General features: G+C 54.4%; 24 protein-coding genes. 1 reads left to right on the forward strand and 23 read right to left on the reverse strand.

The genetic code is table 11. The annotated features are described in order from the left end of the window. Positions 1 to 69 precede the first annotated feature (69 nt). From LBQ97_08715 to LBQ97_08775, 13 genes are all read right to left on the reverse strand, one after another. On the reverse strand, positions 70 to 492 hold the full coding sequence (locus tag LBQ97_08715) for a hypothetical protein (protein MDR1832790.1): 423 nt from the start codon (positions 490 to 492) through the stop codon (positions 70 to 72). A 54-nt stretch (positions 493 to 546) separates the two neighbouring features. Next, on the reverse strand, positions 547 to 963 hold the full coding sequence (locus LBQ97_08720; GenBank protein ID MDR1832791.1) for a hypothetical protein: 417 nt from the start codon (positions 961 to 963) through the stop codon (positions 547 to 549). Between the two features lie 2 nt (positions 964 to 965). Then, a complete protein-coding gene (locus LBQ97_08725) occupies positions 966 to 1,415 on the reverse strand; it encodes an RNA polymerase sigma factor (GenBank protein ID MDR1832792.1) in 450 nt (149 codons plus the stop codon). 54 nt (positions 1,416 to 1,469) lie between these two features. Further along, positions 1,470 to 2,513 carry a flavodoxin-dependent (E)-4-hydroxy-3-methylbut-2-enyl-diphosphate synthase gene (ispG, locus tag LBQ97_08730; protein MDR1832793.1) on the reverse strand — a complete coding sequence of 348 codons (1,044 nt, stop codon included), beginning with the start codon at positions 2,511 to 2,513 and terminating at the stop codon, positions 1,470 to 1,472. 64 nt (positions 2,514 to 2,577) lie between these two features. After that, positions 2,578 to 3,858, reverse strand: coding sequence for a peptidoglycan DD-metalloendopeptidase family protein (locus LBQ97_08735; protein ID MDR1832794.1), 1,281 nt, complete (start codon positions 3,856 to 3,858; stop codon positions 2,578 to 2,580). Then, on the reverse strand, positions 3,851 to 5,098 hold the full coding sequence (rho, locus tag LBQ97_08740; protein ID MDR1832795.1) for a transcription termination factor Rho: 1,248 nt from the start codon (positions 5,096 to 5,098) through the stop codon (positions 3,851 to 3,853). The genes LBQ97_08735 and rho overlap by 8 nt, the downstream gene beginning before the upstream one ends. Positions 5,099 to 5,117: 19 nt before the next feature. Next, positions 5,118 to 6,500, reverse strand: coding sequence for a tRNA (N6-isopentenyl adenosine(37)-C2)-methylthiotransferase MiaB (gene miaB / locus LBQ97_08745; protein ID MDR1832796.1), 1,383 nt, complete (start codon positions 6,498 to 6,500; stop codon positions 5,118 to 5,120). A gap of 137 nt (positions 6,501 to 6,637) precedes the next feature. Then, positions 6,638 to 7,858, reverse strand: coding sequence for a U32 family peptidase (locus tag LBQ97_08750; protein ID MDR1832797.1), 1,221 nt, complete (start codon positions 7,856 to 7,858; stop codon positions 6,638 to 6,640). A gap of 17 nt (positions 7,859 to 7,875) precedes the next feature. Beyond that, positions 7,876 to 9,219 (reverse strand): replicative DNA helicase, encoded by a 1,344-nt coding sequence (dnaB, locus tag LBQ97_08755; GenBank protein ID MDR1832798.1) that lies wholly within the window; start codon positions 9,217 to 9,219, stop codon positions 7,876 to 7,878. 13 nt (positions 9,220 to 9,232) lie between these two features. Continuing rightward, positions 9,233 to 9,688 carry a 50S ribosomal protein L9 gene (gene rplI / locus LBQ97_08760; GenBank protein MDR1832799.1) on the reverse strand — a complete coding sequence of 152 codons (456 nt, stop codon included), beginning with the start codon at positions 9,686 to 9,688 and terminating at the stop codon, positions 9,233 to 9,235. A gap of 28 nt (positions 9,689 to 9,716) precedes the next feature. Continuing rightward, positions 9,717 to 10,526 carry a hypothetical protein gene (locus LBQ97_08765; GenBank protein ID MDR1832800.1) on the reverse strand — a complete coding sequence of 270 codons (810 nt, stop codon included), beginning with the start codon at positions 10,524 to 10,526 and terminating at the stop codon, positions 9,717 to 9,719. Positions 10,527 to 10,536: 10 nt separating this feature from the next. After that, positions 10,537 to 12,000, reverse strand: a complete 1,464-nt coding sequence (dnaX, locus tag LBQ97_08770; GenBank protein ID MDR1832801.1) for a DNA polymerase III subunit gamma/tau — start codon at positions 11,998 to 12,000, stop codon at positions 10,537 to 10,539. A gap of 57 nt (positions 12,001 to 12,057) precedes the next feature. Continuing rightward, positions 12,058 to 12,909, reverse strand: coding sequence for a 4Fe-4S binding protein (locus LBQ97_08775; GenBank protein MDR1832802.1), 852 nt, complete (start codon positions 12,907 to 12,909; stop codon positions 12,058 to 12,060). Here LBQ97_08775 and LBQ97_08780 point away from each other — a divergent pair. Continuing rightward, complete coding sequence (locus LBQ97_08780) at positions 12,908 to 13,048, forward strand: hypothetical protein (protein MDR1832803.1); 141 nt, start codon at positions 12,908 to 12,910, stop codon at positions 13,046 to 13,048. The genes LBQ97_08775 and LBQ97_08780 overlap by 2 nt on opposite strands. On the opposite strand, the gene LBQ97_08785 is transcribed toward LBQ97_08780, so the two are convergent. The 10 genes from LBQ97_08785 to LBQ97_08830 all read right to left on the reverse strand — a co-directional run bounded on the left by LBQ97_08785 (position 13,041) and on the right by LBQ97_08830 (position 20,628). Then, the gene (locus tag LBQ97_08785; protein MDR1832804.1) at positions 13,041 to 13,568 is read right to left on the reverse strand and encodes a TlpA family protein disulfide reductase; all 528 of its coding nucleotides are present in this window, start codon (positions 13,566 to 13,568) and stop codon (positions 13,041 to 13,043) included. The genes LBQ97_08780 and LBQ97_08785 overlap by 8 nt on opposite strands. Before the next feature lie 49 nt (positions 13,569 to 13,617). Next, positions 13,618 to 14,166, reverse strand: coding sequence for a DJ-1/PfpI family protein (locus tag LBQ97_08790; protein MDR1832805.1), 549 nt, complete (start codon positions 14,164 to 14,166; stop codon positions 13,618 to 13,620). Positions 14,167 to 14,178: 12 nt separating this feature from the next. Then, positions 14,179 to 14,430, reverse strand: a complete 252-nt coding sequence (locus LBQ97_08795) for a hypothetical protein (GenBank protein ID MDR1832806.1) — start codon at positions 14,428 to 14,430, stop codon at positions 14,179 to 14,181. Positions 14,431 to 14,507: 77 nt separating this feature from the next. Continuing rightward, positions 14,508 to 15,560 carry a galactose mutarotase gene (locus LBQ97_08800; GenBank protein MDR1832807.1) on the reverse strand — a complete coding sequence of 351 codons (1,053 nt, stop codon included), beginning with the start codon at positions 15,558 to 15,560 and terminating at the stop codon, positions 14,508 to 14,510. Between the two features lie 44 nt (positions 15,561 to 15,604). Continuing rightward, positions 15,605 to 16,057 carry a D-tyrosyl-tRNA(Tyr) deacylase gene (gene dtd / locus LBQ97_08805; GenBank protein MDR1832808.1) on the reverse strand — a complete coding sequence of 151 codons (453 nt, stop codon included), beginning with the start codon at positions 16,055 to 16,057 and terminating at the stop codon, positions 15,605 to 15,607. A 37-nt stretch (positions 16,058 to 16,094) separates the two neighbouring features. Next, positions 16,095 to 17,258 (reverse strand): M20/M25/M40 family metallo-hydrolase, encoded by a 1,164-nt coding sequence (locus LBQ97_08810; GenBank protein ID MDR1832809.1) that lies wholly within the window; start codon positions 17,256 to 17,258, stop codon positions 16,095 to 16,097. A gap of 20 nt (positions 17,259 to 17,278) precedes the next feature. Then, a complete protein-coding gene (nth, locus tag LBQ97_08815; GenBank protein MDR1832810.1) occupies positions 17,279 to 17,953 on the reverse strand; it encodes an endonuclease III in 675 nt (224 codons plus the stop codon). 2 nt (positions 17,954 to 17,955) lie between these two features. After that, positions 17,956 to 19,182, reverse strand: coding sequence for a tyrosine--tRNA ligase (gene tyrS / locus LBQ97_08820; protein ID MDR1832811.1), 1,227 nt, complete (start codon positions 19,180 to 19,182; stop codon positions 17,956 to 17,958). Between the two features lie 158 nt (positions 19,183 to 19,340). Continuing rightward, positions 19,341 to 19,538, reverse strand: a complete 198-nt coding sequence (locus LBQ97_08825; GenBank protein MDR1832812.1) for a cold-shock protein — start codon at positions 19,536 to 19,538, stop codon at positions 19,341 to 19,343. Positions 19,539 to 19,863: 325 nt separating this feature from the next. Next, positions 19,864 to 20,628: an SDR family oxidoreductase gene (locus LBQ97_08830; GenBank protein MDR1832813.1), complete on the reverse strand. Its 765-nt coding sequence runs from the start codon at positions 20,626 to 20,628 to the stop codon at positions 19,864 to 19,866. Between the last annotated feature and the right edge of the window lie 112 nt (positions 20,629 to 20,740).

The raw sequence follows: 20,740 nt of genomic DNA on the forward strand, positions 1-20,740 counted from the left end.
AAATTATATCATAGAAAAAGGCCAAAAAGCAATAAAAGAAAGGACCCGAAAGTCCTTTTTTTCTTCGACCTATTGCTTCGGTTGCTGTTCCTCCCCGCTGCCGAGCCGTTCCAGAGCCTCTTCCCGGGCCGCCATGTACTGGTCCTGGGTAATGTAGCGGCGGATCTCGATCTGGCTGTCCAGCCGGTCTTTCAAGATCTGCGCCTCGATGGCGCCCATTTTATCAAAAAGCGCGAAGATCTTGTCCCGGTTCTTCTCCGAACCTTCCAGGACATATTTGTTGATCTCCAACTCGGCTTGTTTCTTGTCCAGCAGGGTCATTTTGTATTTTACGCTGACCGTCTCGATGGTTTTTTTGGCCAGTTCTATGTTTTCGCGGGTAACGCCGACTTTGAGCAAATCCGCGTCGGTTACGATACCGAGCCCGCTATTGGCGGCGAATACCGTCAATGAGAGCAGCATTGCCACAGCCAATAGATAGTTTTTTTTCATCTGTAAGTCCTCCGGCGTGTACTTGTTGTGATCTGAAAACTGGATGGGTTCGCCTTAGAGCACGTCTTCCAGATCGAATAAGTTGTCGGTGTTGATTTCCGGCGCTTTTTCATTGGCTTCGAAGATTTCCCCGTTCAGGATATGATCCAGAGTGAGGTCGCCGCCCAGATCCCGCGCGTTGATAAAGCTGACTTTGTCGATTTTGATCTCGGGGAGCTGCATCTTGCCGATGTCCGTATGGCGGGAGTTACGCATTTTTTCCCAACTGGAGGTCAATGAGGCCATCACCGTGGGTTTTTCCATCTGCTTCATGGACTGGAACGTCGATCCGCCGACGATGCCGAATAGGAACAGCCCGACCGAAGCCACGGCCAGTTTTTTATTCTTTCTCTTTTCAGCGAAAAACAAATTTTTGTAGATATTCGTCAACACACGGCTTTTCGGTGAAGTCTTTTCGGATAATTCAGACATTTTCAATTCCCTCCCATGTCCTTAATGGCTTTATAGTAGACGGATTTTACCGTCGAGATATTCATGTTTTTCATTTCCGCGATTTCTTTGAGCTTGTAACCGTAAATGTCTTTGAGCATTACGATCTCCCTTTCGGGCGGTGAGAGCATGTGCAGCTTTTCTTCGAGAATCAGCGGCGTGTCCGCGTTGTTCTCGTCGGCGATCATGAGGATTTCCTCGTTGAGATCCAGATTTTCCTTTCGCTTGCGGAAGAAATCATAAGTCTTGTTGATCGCGATTTTGTAGATCCAGGTGTAAATGTTGCTTTCTTCCCGGAATTTGCTGAGATTCCGGAACACGCTCATAAATACTTCCTGGGAAATATCCTCAGCGTCTTCCGTATTTTTGACGATGCCCAGGACCTTGTAGTATATTCTGTCAAAATACTGCTCAAATATTTCATCAAAGTCCATCTGCTATTCCTCACCATTTCTCTTAGTATTAGACGAACGGAACACGGAAAAAGTTTAACAATTGTGCTCCGCGATCAATTTTTTGAGTTCGGGCAGAATATCTTTTTCGTCTACTTTTTTTACGATCTCCCCCTTCCGGAAGAGCACGCCGACCCCCTTGCCGCCCGCAACGCCGTAATCGGCCTCCCGGGCTTCCCCGGGTCCGTTGACGACGCAGCCCATGACGGCGATCCGCACAGGTTTTTTCTCGTGGGCAAATTCTTTTTCAACGGCCTTGGCGAGGCCGATCAGATCGATCTCCGTCCGCCCGCACGTGGGGCAGGAAACGATTTCCGGTCCGTCTTGTCGCAGGCCCAGCGTTTTGAGGATCTCCCGGGCCACTTTGATTTCCTCCACGGGATCCTCGGTCAGGGAAACCCGGATCGTGTCGCCGATCCCGTCGGCCAGAAGGGCGCCTATCCCTATGGCCGATTTGATGCTCCCTTGAAACATGGTTCCGGCCTCGGTCACGCCCAGGTGCAGCGGGTAGTCGCAGACCTTTGCCATTTGCCGGTAAGCGGCTATCATCGTCGTGATATGGCTTGACTTCAGCGATACGACAATATCGGAAAAGCCGAATTTTTCCAGCAGATCCGCGTGATAACGGGCGCTCTCGACCATGGCTTCCGGCGTCACGCCGCCGTGGCGCTCAAGAATGTGCTTTTCGAGAGAACCGCCGTTGACGCCGATCCGGATTGGAATCCCCGCGTCTTTGGCCGCCCGGGCCACTTCCCGGACTTTTTCGTCGGCGCCTATGTTGCCGGGGTTTATCCGCAATTTGTGAATACCGTTTTTGATGGCCGCCAGGGCGAGCCTGTGATCGAAATGGATGTCCGCCACAAGGGGCAGGGGACTTTCCGCCGCGAGGATCTTCACGGTCTCCGCCGCCTCCGGCGTATTGACCGTCACCCGGACCAGTTCACAACCGGCTGCGGCCAGGGCTCTGATCTGCGTCAACGTCGCCGCCGCGTCGGCCGTATCGGTATTCGTCATGGATTGGATTACCACGGGGCGTCCGCCCCCCAGGGCAATCTCCCGGATATGCACAATCCGCGTCATTTTTCCTCCGTCTGTTTGTAAAAATGAGCGCTCCAGCGAACGCCCATTTTCTTACTATGTTCAATCAGATTTTTTTCAAATACTTCATCGGGTTTCTGACCTGCCCGTCTTTTCTGATCTCAAAGTGCAGGTGAGGTCCCGTCACCCGTCCGGTCTGACCCGTTTTCCCGATCAGCTGCCCTGCTCTGACCTCCGCGCCGACTTTGGTGTTGATGGCGCTCAGATGCGCGTAGCGGGTTTCATAGCCGTCGGGATGCTTAACGACAATGACCTTGCCGTAACCGCCCATATAGCCCGTATAGGAGACTTTGCCGCTCCGGGAGGCCTTCAGCGGTACGTATTTGGCCACGAGATCCACGCCCGTATGGAGCATGTACCTGCGCAATACCGGATGGAAGCGGTTCCCGAAGGGACTCGCCACGCCCGCGAAGGTTACGGGATAGCGGAAGACGCCCGCCCCCGCCACGGCCTTGTCGATAATGGCGCTTTTCTTCGCCGCGGCCTTTTCCTCGGGGGTTTCAGCCACGGGGGCCTTGCCTGCGGTTTTGGCGATATTGATGTTCTTGTCGCCCTTGGGGAGCTTCATGTCCCTGACGTCTTTCTTCTTGTCGGCGTCAACTTTGGCTACCGCGTCAAAATCAGGATTCTTGATGAAGATGGACTGCCCGATCTTGAGGTTTTTCGCGTTGACGTCGTTGTAGGCCAGGATGTCGTCCACTTTGATCTTGAACTTCTGCGCGATTTTGTACAGGGAATCGCCCTTGACGATTTTGTACATCATGCCGTTTTCCGGCAAAATATGAATCTTGTCACCGATTTTAAGCGCCTTTTTGCCAAGGACCGGGTTGTTGGCCACGAGGGCTTCCCGGGTCACGTTGTGCGCCTTGGCTATGCTGTCCAGCGTATCGCCCTTTTTGATCTCATATTCGATCGCCTCGGGGATGACCTTTTTCGCTTCCTCCGTAAGGGCGACTTCCGTCACCTGGGATTCCGCTCCGGCCGTGTCGGCCGCCACAGCCTCGGGAGCGCCTGTCTCCTGCGCGGTTGTGGTCTCCGCTGTCTTAAGATCGTTGGAAAGATTATATTTCCGCTCGAATGTGTAGTAAATGTCATCAACCAGTTCCAGTCCGCCGTTATCCACGTCGCTTTTTTCGTAATACTCTGTAAATTGTGCCAGATCGACGATTTCCGGAGAACCGGAGTGCATCTCCACAAATATACTGATTACCGTAAAGAACAACAGGGTAAAAAAAGTAACCGTAGCGATTTTGCCAGGTTTGAAATTGGCAACGCCGTATACGATCCGGTTAACTGATGGAGAATTTCTGTGTATGCCCTCAGCCATCTTTTCGATCCCCTCTCTCGTAATATTTTAACAGCTCTTTGTTGCTCTCTGTCATCTGTATCGCATCAATCAGCTTCCTCGCTGCTGTTGCCCTGTCAAATTGCGCCAGGTAGCGCCTGATACTCCAAATGCTCTCCAATTCCTCCTTACCGATCAGGAGTTCCTCTTTCCGGGTCCCCGACCGCTGGATGTCAATGGCGGGAAATACCCGCAGCTCCGCTAAATTCCTGTCCAGCTGAATGTCACAATTGCCGGTGGATTTGAATTCCTCGTAAATGATGTCGTCCATCTTGCTGCCCGTATCGATGAGGACGCTGGCGACGACGGTCAGCGAACCGCCGCCCTTGATGTTTCGGGCAGTCCCGAAGAAGTTCTTCGGATAATAGAGCGCCGTGGGGTCGATTCCCCCCGAGAGGAGCTTGCCGCTCGACGGCATCACGATGTTGTAGGCCCGGGAGAGCCGCGTCAGGGAATCCATGAGGATCACGACGTCCTCTCCGTTTTCGACTTTCCGTTTGGCCTTTTCCAGAATGCTCTGGGTCACTTTGATGTGGTTTTCCGGGTTATCGTCAAATGTCGAGGCAAATACCTGGGCGCCGTCCACATTTTCCGTTATGTCCGTCACTTCCTCGGGACGTTCGTCGATGAGGAGGATCCAGACTTCGAGGTCTTTGTTGTTTTTGATCAGGGAATTGGCCATGCTCGTGATCAGCATGGTCTTTCCGGCCTTGGGCGGGGCGATGATCAGGGCCCGCTGCCCCTTGCCGATAGGCGCGATCAGGTCGATAATGCGACCGGAAATGTCTTTTTTCCCGGTCTCCAACTGATACATCTCCGTGGGATACGAAGGCACGAGATCCTCGAAGGGCTTGCGCGCTTCGGCTTCCTCGGGACTTCCGCCGTTGACCATAACGACCTTTTTCAAGGCGTAATTTTTTTCGTTTTCGCTGGGTTCCCGGACCTCGCCGACAATGATGTCTTCAGTCCGGAGCTTGAAGCGCCGGATTTGCGTCACGGAAACGTAGATATCCTTTTCCACTGAAGTGGCCCGCAAAAATCCGTAGCCTTCGGGCAGAACGTCCAGCGTCCCCCAGGCGATATCCTCGCCGGGTTTCCCCTCGGTGTATTCCTCCAAAAGCTGGATCAGTTCCGGTTTTTTGACGCCGCTTTTGAGAGAAAGCCCCACGCCTTTTGCGATTTCCGTCAGTTCCTTGTATAAGAACTTGTCGTATTTGCTCATGTTTTCTCCGTTGGGAGCGTCATTTGTTCTCTTTACAGTTTTTGAGGACATCCATATTTGAATTAGACGCAGTATTGTTCAATAAAGTTGAAAAATTGATCAAATTTCCATATAGCGTCCATGTGCGGCAGGTGTGCACGCGGACGTCGGCAAAGTTTCCCTTGAGGGCGCCGTCGCCCTCAAAGAGGACGATTTTGTTTGTGGAGGAGCGTCCGCTCAGGATTCGCGGGTTCTTTTTGCTCGGTCCCTCCACGAGGACCCGGAGGACCTTGTCGTAATAGGTCTCGTTGATTTCCCGGGAAATCCTGTCCTGGACGGCCATGAGCCGGTTCAGCCTGTCTTTTTTGACCGCTTCCGGGATTTGCCCGGGCAATTCCGCCGCGACGGTCCCCGTCCGGGGCGAATACAGAAAGGTAAAGGCGTTGTCGAAGCGCACGGTTTCCACGACGTCCAGCGTATGGCGGAAGTCCGCCTCGCTTTCGCCGGGAAAGCCCACAATGATATCGGTCGTCAGGGCCATGTCGGGGATCCGCTCCCGGATCCGGGCCGCCAGGGCCAGATAATCTTCTTTGGTATAGCCGCGGTTCATGCGTTTGAGGATTTCCGTTGCTCCCGACTGCATGGGCAGATGGACGGAACGGGCGATTTTTTCATTTGCGCCCATGACCTCGATGAGCGCCTTTGTAAAATCCCGCGGATGGGGGGATACAAAGCGGATCCGGAATTCGCCGGGAATCGCGCAGATATCGCTCAGCAGGCCCGCGAACCCGTCGCTTTCGCCCAAATCCCCGCCCCAGGAATTGACGTTCTGACCCAGGAGCAGGATCTCCCGATGTCCTTTTTCGAGACAGGCCCGGACTTCCCGCAGGATATGCTCCCTGGGGACGGAACGCTCCCGGCCCCGCACATAGGGCACAATGCAATAAGTGCAGAAATTGTCGCAACCGTAGCTGATGACTACCGATGCGCTTTTGTCTTCGCCGAAATCCGCCGGAAGCTCCTCCGGCAATTTGTTCGCGTCGCCTGTGGCCACAAGGGGATTTTTCCCGTCGGCCGCCAGTTCCCGCAACATTTGTGGAATCAAGCCGATATTCTGATTTCCCAGAACAAGGTCCACATAGGGGAAGCGCTCGATAAGCGCCCGTCCCTGCTCCTGGGCAAAACAGCCTGTTACGCCAATAATCGTACCCCTTTGTTTTTTTATGGCGCTCAATTCGCCGATTTTCCCGAAAATTTGTGTGGCGGCCCCTTCCCGCACCGTGCAGGTGTTGAGGAGCACAAGGTCCGCCTTTTGGATACGGTCCGTCATCCCGTATCCCATGGTTTCGAGAATTTTTTTGATTTTCGCGCTTTCGTTCACGTTCATCTGGCAGCCGTATGTCAAAATTGCCGCATACTTCATTTTTTGCCCCCATATTCCGTTGCGCGTTTACAAAAAACATTTTTCATATTATATCATCATTTCCTTATTTGCGCAAGTATTTTTTTCTATTTTGCTCGGTTTTTGCGCGACGTTAGCGCCAAAAAACGGTTTTTCCGCTATTTCAGTTTTCTGCGTAACATGTCCCATTCTTCCAGAACGACTTCACACGCGATCTTGACGAAGGAATTGGGGTTGGCCGCTTCGGTGACCGTATCGCCATCCGCCGCGACGAGAGTCATGGCGGGAAGCGTAAACGTCCGGTTTTCGCCCCGGGGGCTTACGACCTCCAGTTCCTGTCCGCTCACGACGCGGTTTCGGATCGCCAGCAAATAACGGCCGTCAGGCAGTTTTTTTTCGACTTTCGCCACAAAGAGCTTCGTCTGAAAATACGACTGGGTCTCCTCGTCGTTCTGCCCTTCCTTGCCTGGTCGGCCGAAATAAAAGCCCGGGCTGAACAGCCTGTTGGACGTGGCGGCCAGTTCTTCGAGCCAGCGGGGATCCGGCGCGAATTTTCCGGCTTTCCAGCGGTCTATGGCCTCCCGGTAGACTTTGACACAATTGCCCACGTAATAAATCCCCTTCATGCGGCCCTCGATTTTCAGGGAGTCGACGCCCGCGTCCAAAATTCGGTCCAGAAACTCCACGGCGCACAGGTCCTTGGCGCTGAAGATATAACTGCCGCGCTCATCTTCGATGACGGGCATATACTGACCCGGACGCTTTTCCTCGACGACGGCGTAGCGCCAGCGGCAGGATTGGGCGCAGTCGCCCCGGTTGGCGTCCCTTCCCGTCAGATGATTGGAGAGGACGCAGCGGCCCGATACGGCCATGCACATGGCCCCGTGAACGAAGACTTCCAGCTCCATGTCGGGGACTCGGTCCCGGATTTCTTTAATCTCGTCGAGGGTCATTTCCCGGGCCAGAACGACCCGGGACGCGCCCATGTCCCGCCAGGCCCTGACGGAACGCCAGTTTGTGTTGCTGGCCTGGGTGCTGACGCTGATCGGGAGCCCGCTTTCCTCCCGGACGACGGCGAAAACTCCGAGGTCCGCCACGATCACGCCGTCGGCGCCGACGCTTTCCAAAAAACGAACATAAGCGGGGAGCTGATCCAACTCCCCGTTGTGCGGTATCGTATTCAAGGTGATATAGACTTTCTTTCCCCGGGCGTGGGCCCAGGCGATGGCCCCGCTGAGTTCTTCGTCGGAAAAATTGCCGCTGCCCGCCCGGAGATGGCAGAGCCTCCCCCCGAGATAGACGGCGTCGGCGCCGTAGTGAAGGGCGGTCTTCAATTTTTCCAGATTTCCGGCCGGCGCCAGCAGTTCCACGGTTTTCATAAATCCTCCGTTTCCGTTTATTCCATGTGGGGGGTATAATTGTCAAAGCGGGTAAATTCACGGAAGAAGCGCAGTTTTACCTTGTCGGTGGGGCCGTTTCTGTGCTTGGCGATGATCACGTCCACGAGGCCCTTTTCCTCGCTGTCCTCGTTGTAATAGTCGTCCCGGTAGAGGAACATGACGATGTCGGCGTCCTGCTCAATGGAACCGGATTCCCGTAAATCCGACAACAAGGGGATTTTCGGGTTTCGCGCTTCCACGGCCCGGGAGAGTTGGGAAAGGGCTATTATCGGAATATCGAGCTCACGGGCCACGCCCTTCAGCGCCCGGGAGATTTCGGAAATCTCCTGCTGCCGGTTGAAATCGCCGCGGCCGCCGCTCCTGCCGTGGATCAGCTGCAAGTAGTCGATCACGATGAGGTCGAGCTTGCCCGTGGATTTCATGCGGCGGGCGATCGTGCGGATCTCCAGTTCGTTGATTACGGGCATGTCGGCGATATAGACGTTTGTCTTGGCCAGCCGTCCGAGGGAGACGCCCAGCGCGCCGAAATCACTTTCCGAGAGGAAGCCGTTTTTGATCTTTTCGAGTTCGATTTTCGCGTCCACGGCCAAAAGACGCTGGGTCAGCTGGGACTCGGACATTTCGAGGCTGAACACGAGGACCGAATGCTTTTCCTCCGATTTGGCCGCGTTCAGGGCGATATTGAGGGCAAAGGCCGTCTTTCCCATGGAAGGTCGGGCCGCGATAATGATGAGGTCGGAATTTTGAAAGCCGCCGGTCAGTTGATCCAGCCCCGCGTAGCCTGAAGATACGCCGGTCAGGCCCTTTGTCTTGAAGACTTTGTCGATGCGGTCGATCTCCCCCTGCAGGGCCTCGGCCAGAGGAATGATATTTTTGGCCCGCTTGCTTTCGGTGATTTTGAAGATGTTGCGTTCGGCCCGGTCAATGATATTTTGTACGTCGTCGTTTTCGTTGATGGCGTCTTCGACGATCTTCGTGCCGATTTCTCCCAAGCGGCGAAGCCGCGCCTTGTCTTGAACGGTCTGGGCGTAAGAGAGAATATTGGCCGCCGTGGGGACGCTGTCGAGGATTTCCGACAGGATTTCCTCTCCGGCGCTGTCTTTGAAATTTCCGCTTTTTCGAAGCATTTCGGCCACAAGGGCCACGTCGATCTTCTCGTTTTTCTCAAACAGTTGCAACATGGCGTCGTAGATGCTCTTGTGGGCCCGGGTCGTAAAATCCTCGGTTTCCACGATTTCCATGACGTCGTCGATGCGCTGGGGCGCGAGAAAAAGCGCGCAAAGTAAAGCCCGCTCCACTTCCACGCTCGAAGGCAGTTTTTTCAGGTTATCGTTTTCCATAGTATTCTCCGCTTCAGAGGGATTCTTCCACGAGCAGCTTGACTTCCGCCTTGACGTCCGTAAAGAGCTTTACGGCCACCGTATGCTCGCCGAGGGATTTGACGGCGCTGTCGCCGATTTTTTTCTTGTCCACAAGAACGCCGAAGGTCTCCTCAATGGCCTGGGCGATTTCCTTTCCGGTCACGGAACCGAAAAGCTTTCCGTTTTCGCCGGTTTTTACGGCGAGTCGCACGGCCTTGGACTCAAGCAGCGTCTTCAGCTGCCGGGCTTTTTCCTTTTCGGCCTCGTTTTTTTGGTCTTCTTTTTTCTTCAGATTTTCGATCTTTTTGAGCTCGTCGGCCGTGGCGAGAATCCCCTTTTTATTCTTGATCAGAAAATTGTGGGCGTAACCGTCGGAAACAAGGACAATATCGCCCTTTCTACCCTGACCGGCCACGTCTTCCAGCAAAATTACCTTGAGTTTTGCCATAGGTATCAACCCCTTTGCGAATGAGATTTTATGATTTCTTCCGGAAATGCAGGACCCTCCGGTCAAAGGCGGCGACGCCCCCCACGATAAAGGAAAAGACCGGAATCGCGATCGTCACATAACACGAAAGGAAATGAAAGAGATAACGGTAGCGAAAATTGGGAAAATTGTAGCAAAGCGCCTCATAGATGCTCTTCATGCCGTAGAAGGCGAAGATCACCAGCCCCATTTCCTTGATATTGATGATGTAATAATTGCCGGGCAGCCAGAAGCGGTCCAGGAAAAAAGGCGCGATATAGAGGATCAGCCACCAGTAGGAAATGTCCCAGTCCAAATAAGAGGCGTGTTCCATAAACAGATAGCTCAAAAACGTGCAAAACATGGCCGAGAGAAACATGGCCGAAATCAGGCTCTTTGTCCCTTCCCCGATGAGGATCGCGAATTTTTCAGGATCTACTTTCAAGAGGGCGCTGATGGTCTTGAGCAGTTCCTCATTGCCCGTCACATAGCGGACCGCGAAGCTTGACCCCAGGACAAGCCCGATACTCGCGGCCAGGGAAACGACGACGATCTTGTCGAAGGTCTTCCAGTTCCGATCCCGGAGCTTCGCGTAGAGAAACTCCACGACGCAGAAAAGCCCGATGTAAAAAAACAACAGTTGCGGCATAAATACGCCGATGACAATGACGGGCGCCGCGTTGATCACGACCTTTTCCCGAAGGCTCAATCCCCAGACTTTCCGGAATTTGTACACCGGAATCAGGAAAGAGAGAAAAGGGAAGAGGAGCGACAGCCCAAACAACAAAAGGATAATGACAATCCCGCTTAGTATACTCATTCAGCCTCCGTCACTCGATGAGGATATCCCCATTCTCGAAAAAGTCCGCCAGTTGGTCGCCCATGTTTTTTTCCGGCTTTTTCTTCCCGGCCGCCTCGGGTTCCGCCACCACATAGTGTAGCAGAATTCCCGGATGGATCCGGTTCCGGACGATCTGTAAAAAGGGTTCTCCATAGCTCCTTTGCTCCATGAGGCCCTTGGAATAGGCGTCATCCTTTGAAAAGCTTATGTAGAGCACATTCCGGTCGACCCGATAGGGCCGCGCCGAGCGCAGGATCGCGCGGTACGTGGGCTTTTCCTTTTTGGCCGCATTTAAAATATCGTTCCATTTCGTACGGATTTCCTCGAGGGAAAGGGAAATGTCGGGATCGACGCCGCCCTGTCCGCCGCCCGCGGCGACGACTTTCTCTTCGACCCGCTCGATGATCTTTTCCCGGATCTCCACTTCTTTGACGCTGTTCATGATCCGGTCCGCGATCACATAGCCCACGAGTCTTTTGTCTTCCTCGTATTTGAATTTGTTCAGCCCGTCATAAACGGCGCCGATAATGTGCAGTCCGTCTTCGGCGGGGAGCTCGTTTTTGCTCATGAGATTCTTGCAGTATTTGGCGAAATCCTTGAAAAAGAGCTCAACCTCAAGGGATTCGAGCCAGTATTCATCAAGTTTCAGCGTGGCGTCCCGGAGGTTTCCCCCGAGGACGATGTCGAGAAAATCTTTCATTTTCTTTGCGGGCGTGACCCCGAGGGTCTGCTCGCAGCGCTCCACGGTGATCTTTTCGCCGTAGCAGGTGATCATCAGGCGCTCGAGGATGGAAATGGCGTCCCGCATGCCTCCGCCCGCGCTCTCGTAGATCATGGCGTAGACGTCCTCGTCGAGGTCGATGGCTTCTTCCTTCGCGATATATTCGAGGCGTTGGCGCATTTCCGCAAAGACCACGGTCTTGAAGTCGTAGCGCTGGCAGCGGGAAATGATGGTCGGGAGGACCTTGTCGGGCTCCGTCGTCGCCAAAATGAAAATCACGTGATCGGGGGGTTCCTCCAGCGTCTTCAGGAGCGCGTTGAAGGCCTCCTTCGTCAGCATATGGGCCTCGTCGATGATATAGATCTTCTTCCGGCCGCTGGAGGGCTGGTAGTTGATTTTTTCCTTGATCTGCCGGATCTCGTCGATCCCCCGGTTGGAGGCGGCGTCGATTTCCACGAGGTCGATGAAATTCCCCTCGTTTATGGCGACGCAGTTGTCGCAGGTATTACAGGGTTCGTCGGTAAAGCCCTCATGGGCGAGACAGTTGACGCCCTTGGCGATGAGCCGGGCAATCGTGGTCTTACCGAGGCCGCGGGGACCCGTAAAGAGATATGCGTGAGAAATTTTGCCGCTTCTGAGCGAGGCCTTCAAGGTGCGTACGATTTCTTTCTGCCCCGCGATCTCCTCAAAATCTTTGGGTCTGTATTTCCGGTATAACGTAATATGCTGCATGATATCCACTCCGTTTCGGGACGAAAGCAATTTTGTAAAACTTCATTATATATTCTATCATATTTTTGGAAAAAGTGAAAGCCGATTCTTTTCTTTCCCGAAACCGGCGCCGATGGCGGACGCCGGGCAGGATTTCCGGCAGCGGCCGCAGCGGATGCACTCGGGGCCGTTGATGTTTTTGAGAACGTCCACATTCATGGGGCAGGTCCCCGCGCAATGCCCGCAGCCCGTGCATTTGTCCCGGGCGATCCCGTAGCGGTACAGCGACAGGCCGTTGAAGCCGGCGTAAAGGGCCCCCAGGGGGCAGAGATACTTGCAAAATGGGCGGTAAATCATAATTCCCAGCGCAATCAAAAAAAGCAGGATCCCCAATTTGAAGAAAAAGAGAAAGCCCAGCAGATTCCGGATCCCGCCGTTGGCGACTGCCAGAGGAAGCCCCGCGAAGAGCGTCCCGCCGGGGCAGATCCACTTGCAAAACCAAGGCAGGCCGAGGCCGAAGACATCCAGCGCCAAAAGGGGCAGTAAGATCACAAAAACCACTAAAATTCCATATTTCAAGCGCCGGAGGGGGCGATCCCCGGGAAAGGTTCCGATCTTCCGAAAGAAGGGAATTTTCCACAGCAGATCCTGAAAAAAGCCGAAGGGACAGAGCCAGCCGCAGACAAAACGGCCCAGGGCGGCCCCGAAGACAAACAAAAACCCCAGGGCGTAAAAGGGAAAGCGCCCCGCGGCCAGAAGCCCCTGCAACGCTCCCATGGGGCAGGAACCCAGCGCTCCCGGGCAGGACCAGCAATTGAGTCCCGGCAGACAGAGGGATTTCAGCCGCCCCTGATAAATCGTTCCCCGGAGAAAGCCCTTGAGATAAAAATTGCTGAGCAGAAAAAAGACGGCCTGAAATCGCTCGCGCATGGGATCACCCGATCCCGACGCATTCAAGGCAGACCCGGACGGCCCGCTGCAGGATAAGCCGGACTTCCCCGTCATGGAAGCCTATCCAGAGAAAAAGTGCACCGAAAAAGAACAAAATGATCGTTATTCGGTTACTTGACCGCTTGCAGAACTTCTTCAATTTTGGCCTTCCAATCCGCTTTGCTCGCCGATCCGATGAGATGCTTGCCGATAACCTTCCCTTCGCTGTCTACAAAGACCGTATCGGGGATAAACTGGATATTGCCCAGCCAGGGGAAAAGCTCCGTCGCGGGCAGCATATGCGTGTAGTCCGCCTTGGTTTTTCCGACGATCTCCCGGGCCTTTTGTACCTGCGCCTCGTCCAGATCGCCGTTTTCCTTGAGCGTATCGATCACGAGCCCCACAACGGCAAAATCCCTGTCGGCATATTCCCGGCTGATCTCGCCGAGATGCGGCATTTCCTCAAGACAGGGCGGGCAGAACGTCCCCCAGACATTGAGCAGCGTGACTTTGTGTTTGGCGAAATCCGCCCGGGTGAAGGTCCCCCCGTCAAGGGTCTTGGCGGTAAATTCGGGGAATTTCTCCCCCGCGCAAAAAAGCTGCGCCGACAGCGCTAATAGGCCCAGAAATATCACTATTTTCGCTTTCAGATGGTTCATATTGCCACTCCTTGTTTCCTTTTGCAAATAAAAATCGGTTTTTTCGTCCTTACAGGATCTGCATCCCTTGTTTTGCCTTTTTGACCGTTTCGACGTCCGTCAGCGTCTCCGCCAGCAGAAAACCGAATTCCAGAGCCCGTCCGGCGCCGACGCCCGTAATGAGATTGCCGTCCTTTTCGACGATGTTTCCGGTCACCTGATAGGCGCCCATCTGATCCCGGACGCCGCTGTGACAGGTCAGCTTCCGGTCCGCCGCGAGGCCGTTTTTCACGAGGACCGTCGGCGCGCCGCAAATGACGCCGACCAGTTTCCCGCCGTTGTAGTAGGCCTTGAGGACGTCCCCCACGGCTTTGGACTCGCCCAGGCGGGCGTAGCCGGGATAGCCCCCGGGCAGGATCAGGAGATCCCCGTCGCCGAGGTCTGTTCCCGCCAGCGGCAGATCCGCCGTTACCGCCACCCCGTGGGATGAGGCGACGCTTTTTCCTTCTCCGATGGCGACGGTCTTGACCGTGACGCCGCAGCGGGTCAGAATGTCATGGGGCGCGAAGGCCTCGATGATCTCGAAGCCCTCGGCCAACAGAATATACGCTTTTTTCATATTTCCTCCCTTTTACGCGTCGAGCTTCCCTTTCCGGATCATGGAAAGGGCGAACTCGTGGGCGTCCAAAACGGCCGAATCGTGGGTCTGCTTGCGTTCGCCCTCATGGCAGCTGTTGATCACGATCTGCCTGTGTTCGAAGACGTTTCGCTCCAGTTGTTCCACGCTCAGCGCTCCGGCTTTGTACTGCGCCACCAGCGCGTCATACATTTCGCCGAAGGTCTTGTCATACAGCTCTTCGGCCCAATCGTCAAAAAAATCCATGGTCTTCCCTTCTTTTGTACGTTTTGATCTGTTCAACAGGTATTTCTGTTTCAGCGGAAATGTCGTGTTCCTCTGATCTACCGTTCCACGGAAAAGCGGAACAGGGTCTTTTGCTTATACGGATGATTTTTGTCCGTAATTTTGAGTTTCTCCGGCGCGAAGCGGAATATATCCGTAAAATTCTGGGTTTCGAGGCAGATGGCTTGATGTTTTTTACAAATTTTTCCGTTTTCCATGGGACCGATGCCGTCGCCGTAATTGGCCGTATAGACGACCACGATGTTCTGGTCGCTGTATACCTCCATTTTTCTGCCGCTGTCGGGGTCTTTGAGCGCGCCGGCGTATTTGTTTTCTTTTTTGTCGATCACAAAGCCGTGGTCAATGCCGCCGCCCACAATGGCGATCTGGGGATCATCGGCCGAAAGCGCCTTCCCGATTTTTTTCCATGAGCGGAAATCAAAGGGCGTTTCCGCAACGTCCCGGGCCTCCACGGGCAGCGTGTCCTCATCGACCGCCGAGTATTTGGACGCGTTTAATTTCAGCAAGTGATCGCCAATGGTTTTTTTGCAGTCCCCGCTTAAGTTGAAATAAGCGTGGTTTGTGAGGTTGAGAAAGGTGGGGCGGTCGCTTTCCCCCGCGTAGTCAATCAGGAGGTCGGCGTCCTTCAAAATATAGTTGACCTTGACCTTGACGTTTCCTGGAAAGCCCTGATCGCCGTCGGGACTCTCCAAGGTCAGCGAAAGGCCCACATAGTCGTCGCCCCGGAGTTCCTCCGCCGTCCACACCCGCCGCGAAAAGCCCTCGGCGCCGCCGTGCAGCGTATTCCGATCTTTGTGGTTGATCGAAAGGGGCCAGGTCTTGCCGTCCAGGACAAATTCCCCTTTGGCGATCCGTCCCGCCACGCGTCCCACGAGCGCGCCCACGGTCCCGGGCTTTTCCTCGTAGTCCGTTACGGTCGGAAGACCGATCAGCACGTTTTCCATCCTGCCGCTGCGGTCTGGGGTCGTAATCTTCCTCAGAATCCCGCCGTAGGTGATGATTTCCACCTCCAGTTGGTCGTTTTTCAGGGTATATTTCGTTACCGCTTCGTTTTTCTTTGTAACGCCGAAGGCTTCACTGATGATATCCATGATATTTTCCTCCTTGTGCCGTTTTGTCGCGGGCAATCCCGATGTTATTTTTTGATGTCTTTCGTATCGATGATCAAGGTCACGGGGCCGTCGTTCAAAAGCTCCACCTTCATGTCGGCGCCGAATTCCCCGCATTCCGTATGGACTCCCGTTTCCCGGGAACGTCGGATATACCGCTCGTAGAGAGGTATGGCGGTCTCGGGTCTCGCGGCCTCCGTAAAGCCTGGCCGTCTGCCCTTGACGCAGTCCCCGTAGAGCGTAAACTGTGAGATCACAAGGACTTCGCCGCCGATTTCCGTAAGACCGAGGTTCATTTTCCCGTCGGCGTCCTCAAAGACCCGAAGCGAGTTGATTTTGGCCGCGAGCCAGTCCGCGTCGGCCTCCGCGTCGCTGTGGGTGATCCCCAGGAGGACCAGGAAGCCCTGTCCGATTTTGCCGAGGAGCTTCCCTTCCGCGGCAACGCTGGCGTATTTGACTCTTTGCACGACTGCGCGCATTTTTTCCTCCCCGGCTTTTCGCCTGTTCAATGTCCGTTCAGACAAAAAGCCCTTTCTCGCTTTGGCGGAAGAATTCAAGAACAAGAGCCGTCAGCAACGGAAAGCCCTTTTTCAGGCTTTCGATATCGATCCATTCCTCCCGGGTGTGAGCGCCGTCGCCCACATAGCCGCCGATGGAAACGCTGGGGACGCCTATGGAAAAGGGTATGTTGCAGTCGGTGGAACCCGAGTGGAATTCCGGCGCTTTTCCCGTATAGAGGGCCGCCGCGTCGGCCACTTTCCGCTCATAGGCCGACTGGAGATCCTTGTCGACGTCTCCCATGCAGGGCCGCAGGCCCATGATTTCAGTATCTACGGTAATCCCCATTTGCCGGTAGGCCGAGGTCATCGTCTCAAAAAGGCCCATCATGGCGTCCAGGTGCTCCCGAACGTCGGAGCGGTATTCAAAGAGCATTTCCGCGTTTTGGGCGATGGTGTTGACCGAGGTGCCGCCGGAAATCGAGCCCACGTTGTAGGTCGTCTTGCCTCCTTCGGGGACTTTAAGCCCGTAGAGGGCGTTGATCAGCGAAGACATGCAGGCGATGGCGTTGCGGTTCCCAAAATTGCTGAAGGAATGGCCCCCTTCGGTTTTGATCGTCACCTTGTAGCGGGCGGAGCCCACGGAATAATTGTAGCAGCCCTCATAGGTTCCGTCAAAGGAAATAAAGTATTTCATTTGTTTGCCGTAGGTCTCACAGATCTTTCTTGAGCCCCGGAGATTGCCCAGGCCTTCTTCGCCGCTGTTGCAGACAAAAAGGATCCCGTAATCGGGCGTGAAATTGTTTTTCACCACATAGCGGGCGATCAGCATCAAAAGCGCGAGATTGGCCGTGTCGTCGCCTACCCCCGGAGAATACAGCCGGCCCTTTTCTTCCCGGAGCGGCATGGGTTCCGTATCGGGAAATACGGTGTCCGTGTGGGCCATAATCACCGCCAGTTCGTTTTTCCCTTCGGTTTTCCAGGGAAGGACGACATTGTCCGCGTCGTCAATGGCGGCGCCCGGCACGCCGTTTTTGTCAAACCAGGCCTTGCAAAAGGCCGCCCGCTTCTCCTCGTGGTTGGAAGGGGCCGTGACGCCGCAGAGTTCTTTGATCAAATCCAGCAGTTCCTCGTGCATCCCCGCCACATCGGCAAGGATTTTTTCGTTCAATTGAAAAGACATGTTTCCTCCTGTTCCCGCGCTTATTTGGCGGCGGGTTCTGTTTTGTCCGTATTCGCGCCGTAATCGCAGCAGTCCCGGATCTCGCATTCCGCGCAGCGGGGTCGTCGCGCGACGCATTTGTCCCGCCCCTGCAGGATCAGAAAGTGGGAAATGTTGATCCATTGGTCCCGGGGAATGATTTTCATCAGTTCCCGCTCGATTTTGACGGGATCCTCGAGGTCCGACACGAGGCCGGTCAGGTTGGCGAGACGCTTCACATGGGTATCGACAGTAATCCCGTCGGCAAGCCCCCAGATCTCTCCCCTGACGACATTGGCGGTCTTCCGCCCCACGCCGGGCAGTGCCGTCAGCTGGTCCATATCCCGCGGAATTTCCCCGCCGTAAACCTCAAGCAGCTTTCGGGCGCAGGCCTGGATGTTTTTCGCTTTGTTGTGATAAAAACCCGTGCTGCGGATCCGTGCTTCGAGATCTGACAGCGGCATGGCCGCAAAGTCTTCGGGTCGGTTGACTTCCCGGAACAGCTTTTCCGTGACCATATTGACCCTGACGTCGGTGCATTGGGCCGAGAGGATCACGGAAACCAGCAGCTCAAAGGGCGATCCGTAACTGAGGGCGCATTGGGGTTCGCCGAATTTTTCCCGCAGTCGTGCGAGAATCTCCGCGGCCTTTTTTTCTTTTTTTCCTTTTTTCGGCATGATTACCCCTCGGCCAGGACGAGCTTGTAGTATTTTTTCTTTCCGAGACGGACGAGGGGCTCTCCTTGTTTGAAGAGCTCCGCCGTCAGCGGCAGGTCATGGCTTGTGACTTTTTGCTCATTGAGGCTCATACCGCCCTGATCGATCAGTCGTCTGCCGTCGCTGGTGGTCTTGAGAGCGCCGCTTTTGGCGAGAAAGGCCACGATGCCGATCCCCAGATCCGCCGGCGCAAGCGTCAGGGCCGGGACATGGCTCATGTCTGCGCCGCCCGAAAAAAGAGCTTCCGTGGCCGAGCGGGCTTTTTCCGCCTCGGCCTCTCCATGGATCAGACGCGTCACCTCAAAGGCGAGGACTTTCTTGGCCTCGTTGATTTTTTCGTCCCGGAGGCTTCCGAGCCGCCGGACTTCGTCCATGGGGAGAAATGTCAGGAGCGCCAGGCATTTTCCGACGTCGCCGTCTTCCACGTTCCGCCAGTACTGGTAAAAGTCGTAGGGCGTCGTCTTGGCGGGATCGAGCCACAGAGCGCCTTTGGCGGTCTTTCCCATTTTCTTCCCCTCGCTGTTTGTCAGCAGCGGAAAGGTCATGGAATAGGCCGGTTTTTTCGCTTTCTTCCGGATCAGCTCCACGCCCGCGATCATGTTGGACCACTGGTCGTCGCCGCCCATTTGCATGACGCAGCCGTATTTTTCGTTCAATACGTAAAAATCATAGCCCTGCATCAGCATGTAGTTGAATTCGAAAAAGGACAGGCCCTGCTCCATGCGGCTTTTGAAACATTCGGCGGCCAGCATCCGGTTTACGGAAAAATGGGTTCCCACTTCCCGCAGAAAATTCACGTAATTCAGCTCAAGGAGCCAGTTGGCGTTATTGTCCATGATCGCTTTGCCGTCGGAAAAATCAATGAATTTTTCCATTTGCCGGCGGATGCAATCGGCGTTTTTGGCGATGATTTCCCGCGTCAGCATGGGCCGCATGTCCGTCCGTCCGCTGGGGTCCCCGACCATGACGGTGCCGCCGCCTACGAGGGCGATGGGCCTGTGGCCGAAGCGCTGCATATGGGCCATGGCCATCATGGCGATGAAGTGGCCCACGTGGAGGCTGTCCGCCGTGGGGTCAAAGCCGATATAAAAAGTGATTTTTTCCTTCGCCAGCAACTCCCGGATCTCTTCTTCGTGGGTGAATTGCGCGATAAATCCCCGTTCCTGCAATACGTCAACAACACTTGCCATTTTTCCGTTTCCTCCGTTTTCGATACTTTCCTGTCCTTCGGTTTTCTTTTTTATGCGATAATTATATCACAGTTTTTCGGTTTTTTGAAATGATATTTTGGCGTTCCGCCGGATTTTCGCCGGGATAAAAAAAGGGACGCCTGCGCGTCCCGCTTTTTTCAGACTACTTTGATGTTGGATGCCTGAGGTCCCTTCTGCCCGTCGACAACGTCGAAGGTCACTTCTTCGTTCTCGTTGAGGGTCTTGAAGCCGTCTTTCTGAATCTGGGAAAAATGCGCGAATACATCTTTTCCGTCTTCACCGGTGATAAAACCAAAGCCCTTTTCGGGGTTGAACCATTTTACTTTTCCTTTCATTGTTCCTCCATAAATAATAAGATTTGAATGATACAAAAATTCAGGTTTTTATGACAGTCCCTATGACTGCTGGATCTTTAATACTTACGGAAGATACAATGGTAAATCTCTGTAATTATTAAAATCTCATAAAACGAAATTTCTATCACTTCGCCAAATTATACTACATTTCTTGCAAAAAGTACAGCTTTTTATGAAATTTTTTCAAAATATTTTTGATTTTTTTGCATACTTCGGCTTTTCGTTGTGCGTTATTTGGCTGTAATGCTGTTTTTGTGCGTTTTTGTCGAATTGATATTTTTTCCCGCCAGGGGGGCCTTCTCTTTTACCGCACGCTGTATCCGCCGTCGACGACCACGTCGGAACCCGTCGTATATCCGGCCGCGCCGGAGGCGAGATAGAGAATCGCCGGAATCAGCTCTTCGGGATCTCCCATGCGATGCTGGGGAATCAAAGGCATCCAGGCGTCTTTGAGTTCCTGCGGGGTATCCACTGACATGGGGGTCGCGATATACCCGGGGCTGATGGAATTGACCCGGATCCCGTAGGGGGCCCATTCCACGGCCAGGGAACGGGTCATGTGGATGACGCCGGCCTTGGAGGCGTTGTACGACGCCTGCCACTGAGGGACATTGACGATGGAGCCGCTCATGGACGCCATGTTGATGATGCTGCCCCGGATGCCCGCCGCGATCATTTTGCGGCCGACGGCCTGGCAAATGAGGAATTCGCCGGTCAGATTGATCTCAATGACTTCGCGCCACTGGGCCGCCGTGGCGTCAAGTGTGTCCTGATGTATGCAGACGCCGGCGTTATTGAAGACCACATGAACGCCGCCAAGCGTTTCAAAGACGTCCGCCACCGCCTTTTCGACGTCCCGCTCCTTCGTGACGTCCACGCGGTAATCATAACATTTCCCGCCTTCGGCCTCAATCAAGCGCACGGTTTCGTCGGCGCCGGAGCGCGCGAAATTCACGACGGTCGCCCCGGCCCGGGCCAATCCCAGAGCGACAACCTGCCCTATGCCTCTGCCGCCGCCGGTCACCAGGGCCACTTTTCCCTTCAAGCTGAACATTTCTTCGAGATACATTGCGTCTTACCCCCTTCGGTCTTTGATGTTGGTCTTGCGTCTATTGTACCACGGAATTTCTTCGGCGTAAAGCCCGATTTTTCCTGTCAGAGGGACCGTAAATCCCGGATTC

This window comes from Fusobacteriaceae bacterium, assembly GCA_031272775.1.
Taxonomy (GTDB): domain Bacteria; phylum Fusobacteriota; class Fusobacteriia; order Fusobacteriales; family Fusobacteriaceae; genus JAISST01.

Coding starts and splice junctions, on each gene's coding strand:
- LBQ97_08785 (MDR1832804.1), bottom strand. CDS start 13,568: ATGAACCATCTGAAAGCGAAAATAGTGATATTTCTGGGCCTATTAGCG.
- LBQ97_08800 (MDR1832807.1), bottom strand. CDS start 15,560: ATGGATATCATCAGTGAAGCCTTCGGCGTTACAAAGAAAAACGAAGCG.
- dtd (MDR1832808.1), bottom strand. CDS start 16,057: ATGCGCGCAGTCGTGCAAAGAGTCAAATACGCCAGCGTTGCCGCGGAA.
- LBQ97_08725 (MDR1832792.1), bottom strand. CDS start 1,415: ATGGACTTTGATGAAATATTTGAGCAGTATTTTGACAGAATATACTAC.
- LBQ97_08750 (MDR1832797.1), bottom strand. CDS start 7,858: ATGAAAACCGTGGAACTGCTGGCGCCGGCCGGAAATCTGGAAAAATTG.
- LBQ97_08795 (MDR1832806.1), bottom strand. CDS start 14,430: ATGGATTTTTTTGACGATTGGGCCGAAGAGCTGTATGACAAGACCTTC.
- LBQ97_08790 (MDR1832805.1), bottom strand. CDS start 14,166: ATGAAAAAAGCGTATATTCTGTTGGCCGAGGGCTTCGAGATCATCGAG.
- dnaB (MDR1832798.1), bottom strand. CDS start 9,219: ATGGAAAACGATAACCTGAAAAAACTGCCTTCGAGCGTGGAAGTGGAG.
- LBQ97_08765 (MDR1832800.1), bottom strand. CDS start 10,526: ATGAGTATACTAAGCGGGATTGTCATTATCCTTTTGTTGTTTGGGCTG.
- nth (MDR1832810.1), bottom strand. CDS start 17,953: ATGCCGAAAAAAGGAAAAAAAGAAAAAAAGGCCGCGGAGATTCTCGCA.
- LBQ97_08810 (MDR1832809.1), bottom strand. CDS start 17,258: ATGTCTTTTCAATTGAACGAAAAAATCCTTGCCGATGTGGCGGGGATG.
- LBQ97_08775 (MDR1832802.1), bottom strand. CDS start 12,909: ATGCGCGAGCGATTTCAGGCCGTCTTTTTTCTGCTCAGCAATTTTTAT.
- LBQ97_08825 (MDR1832812.1), bottom strand. CDS start 19,538: ATGAAAGGAAAAGTAAAATGGTTCAACCCCGAAAAGGGCTTTGGTTTT.
- LBQ97_08720 (MDR1832791.1), bottom strand. CDS start 963: ATGTCTGAATTATCCGAAAAGACTTCACCGAAAAGCCGTGTGTTGACG.
- miaB (MDR1832796.1), bottom strand. CDS start 6,500: ATGAAGTATGCGGCAATTTTGACATACGGCTGCCAGATGAACGTGAAC.
- LBQ97_08735 (MDR1832794.1), bottom strand. CDS start 3,858: ATGGCTGAGGGCATACACAGAAATTCTCCATCAGTTAACCGGATCGTA.
- dnaX (MDR1832801.1), bottom strand. CDS start 12,000: ATGCAGCATATTACGTTATACCGGAAATACAGACCCAAAGATTTTGAG.
- LBQ97_08780 (MDR1832803.1), top strand. CDS start 12,908: ATGGGATCACCCGATCCCGACGCATTCAAGGCAGACCCGGACGGCCCG.
- LBQ97_08830 (MDR1832813.1), bottom strand. CDS start 20,628: ATGTATCTCGAAGAAATGTTCAGCTTGAAGGGAAAAGTGGCCCTGGTG.
- ispG (MDR1832793.1), bottom strand. CDS start 2,513: ATGACGCGGATTGTGCATATCCGGGAGATTGCCCTGGGGGGCGGACGC.
- LBQ97_08715 (MDR1832790.1), bottom strand. CDS start 492: ATGAAAAAAAACTATCTATTGGCTGTGGCAATGCTGCTCTCATTGACG.
- rho (MDR1832795.1), bottom strand. CDS start 5,098: ATGAGCAAATACGACAAGTTCTTATACAAGGAACTGACGGAAATCGCA.
- tyrS (MDR1832811.1), bottom strand. CDS start 19,182: ATGGCAAGTGTTGTTGACGTATTGCAGGAACGGGGATTTATCGCGCAA.
- rplI (MDR1832799.1), bottom strand. CDS start 9,688: ATGGCAAAACTCAAGGTAATTTTGCTGGAAGACGTGGCCGGTCAGGGT.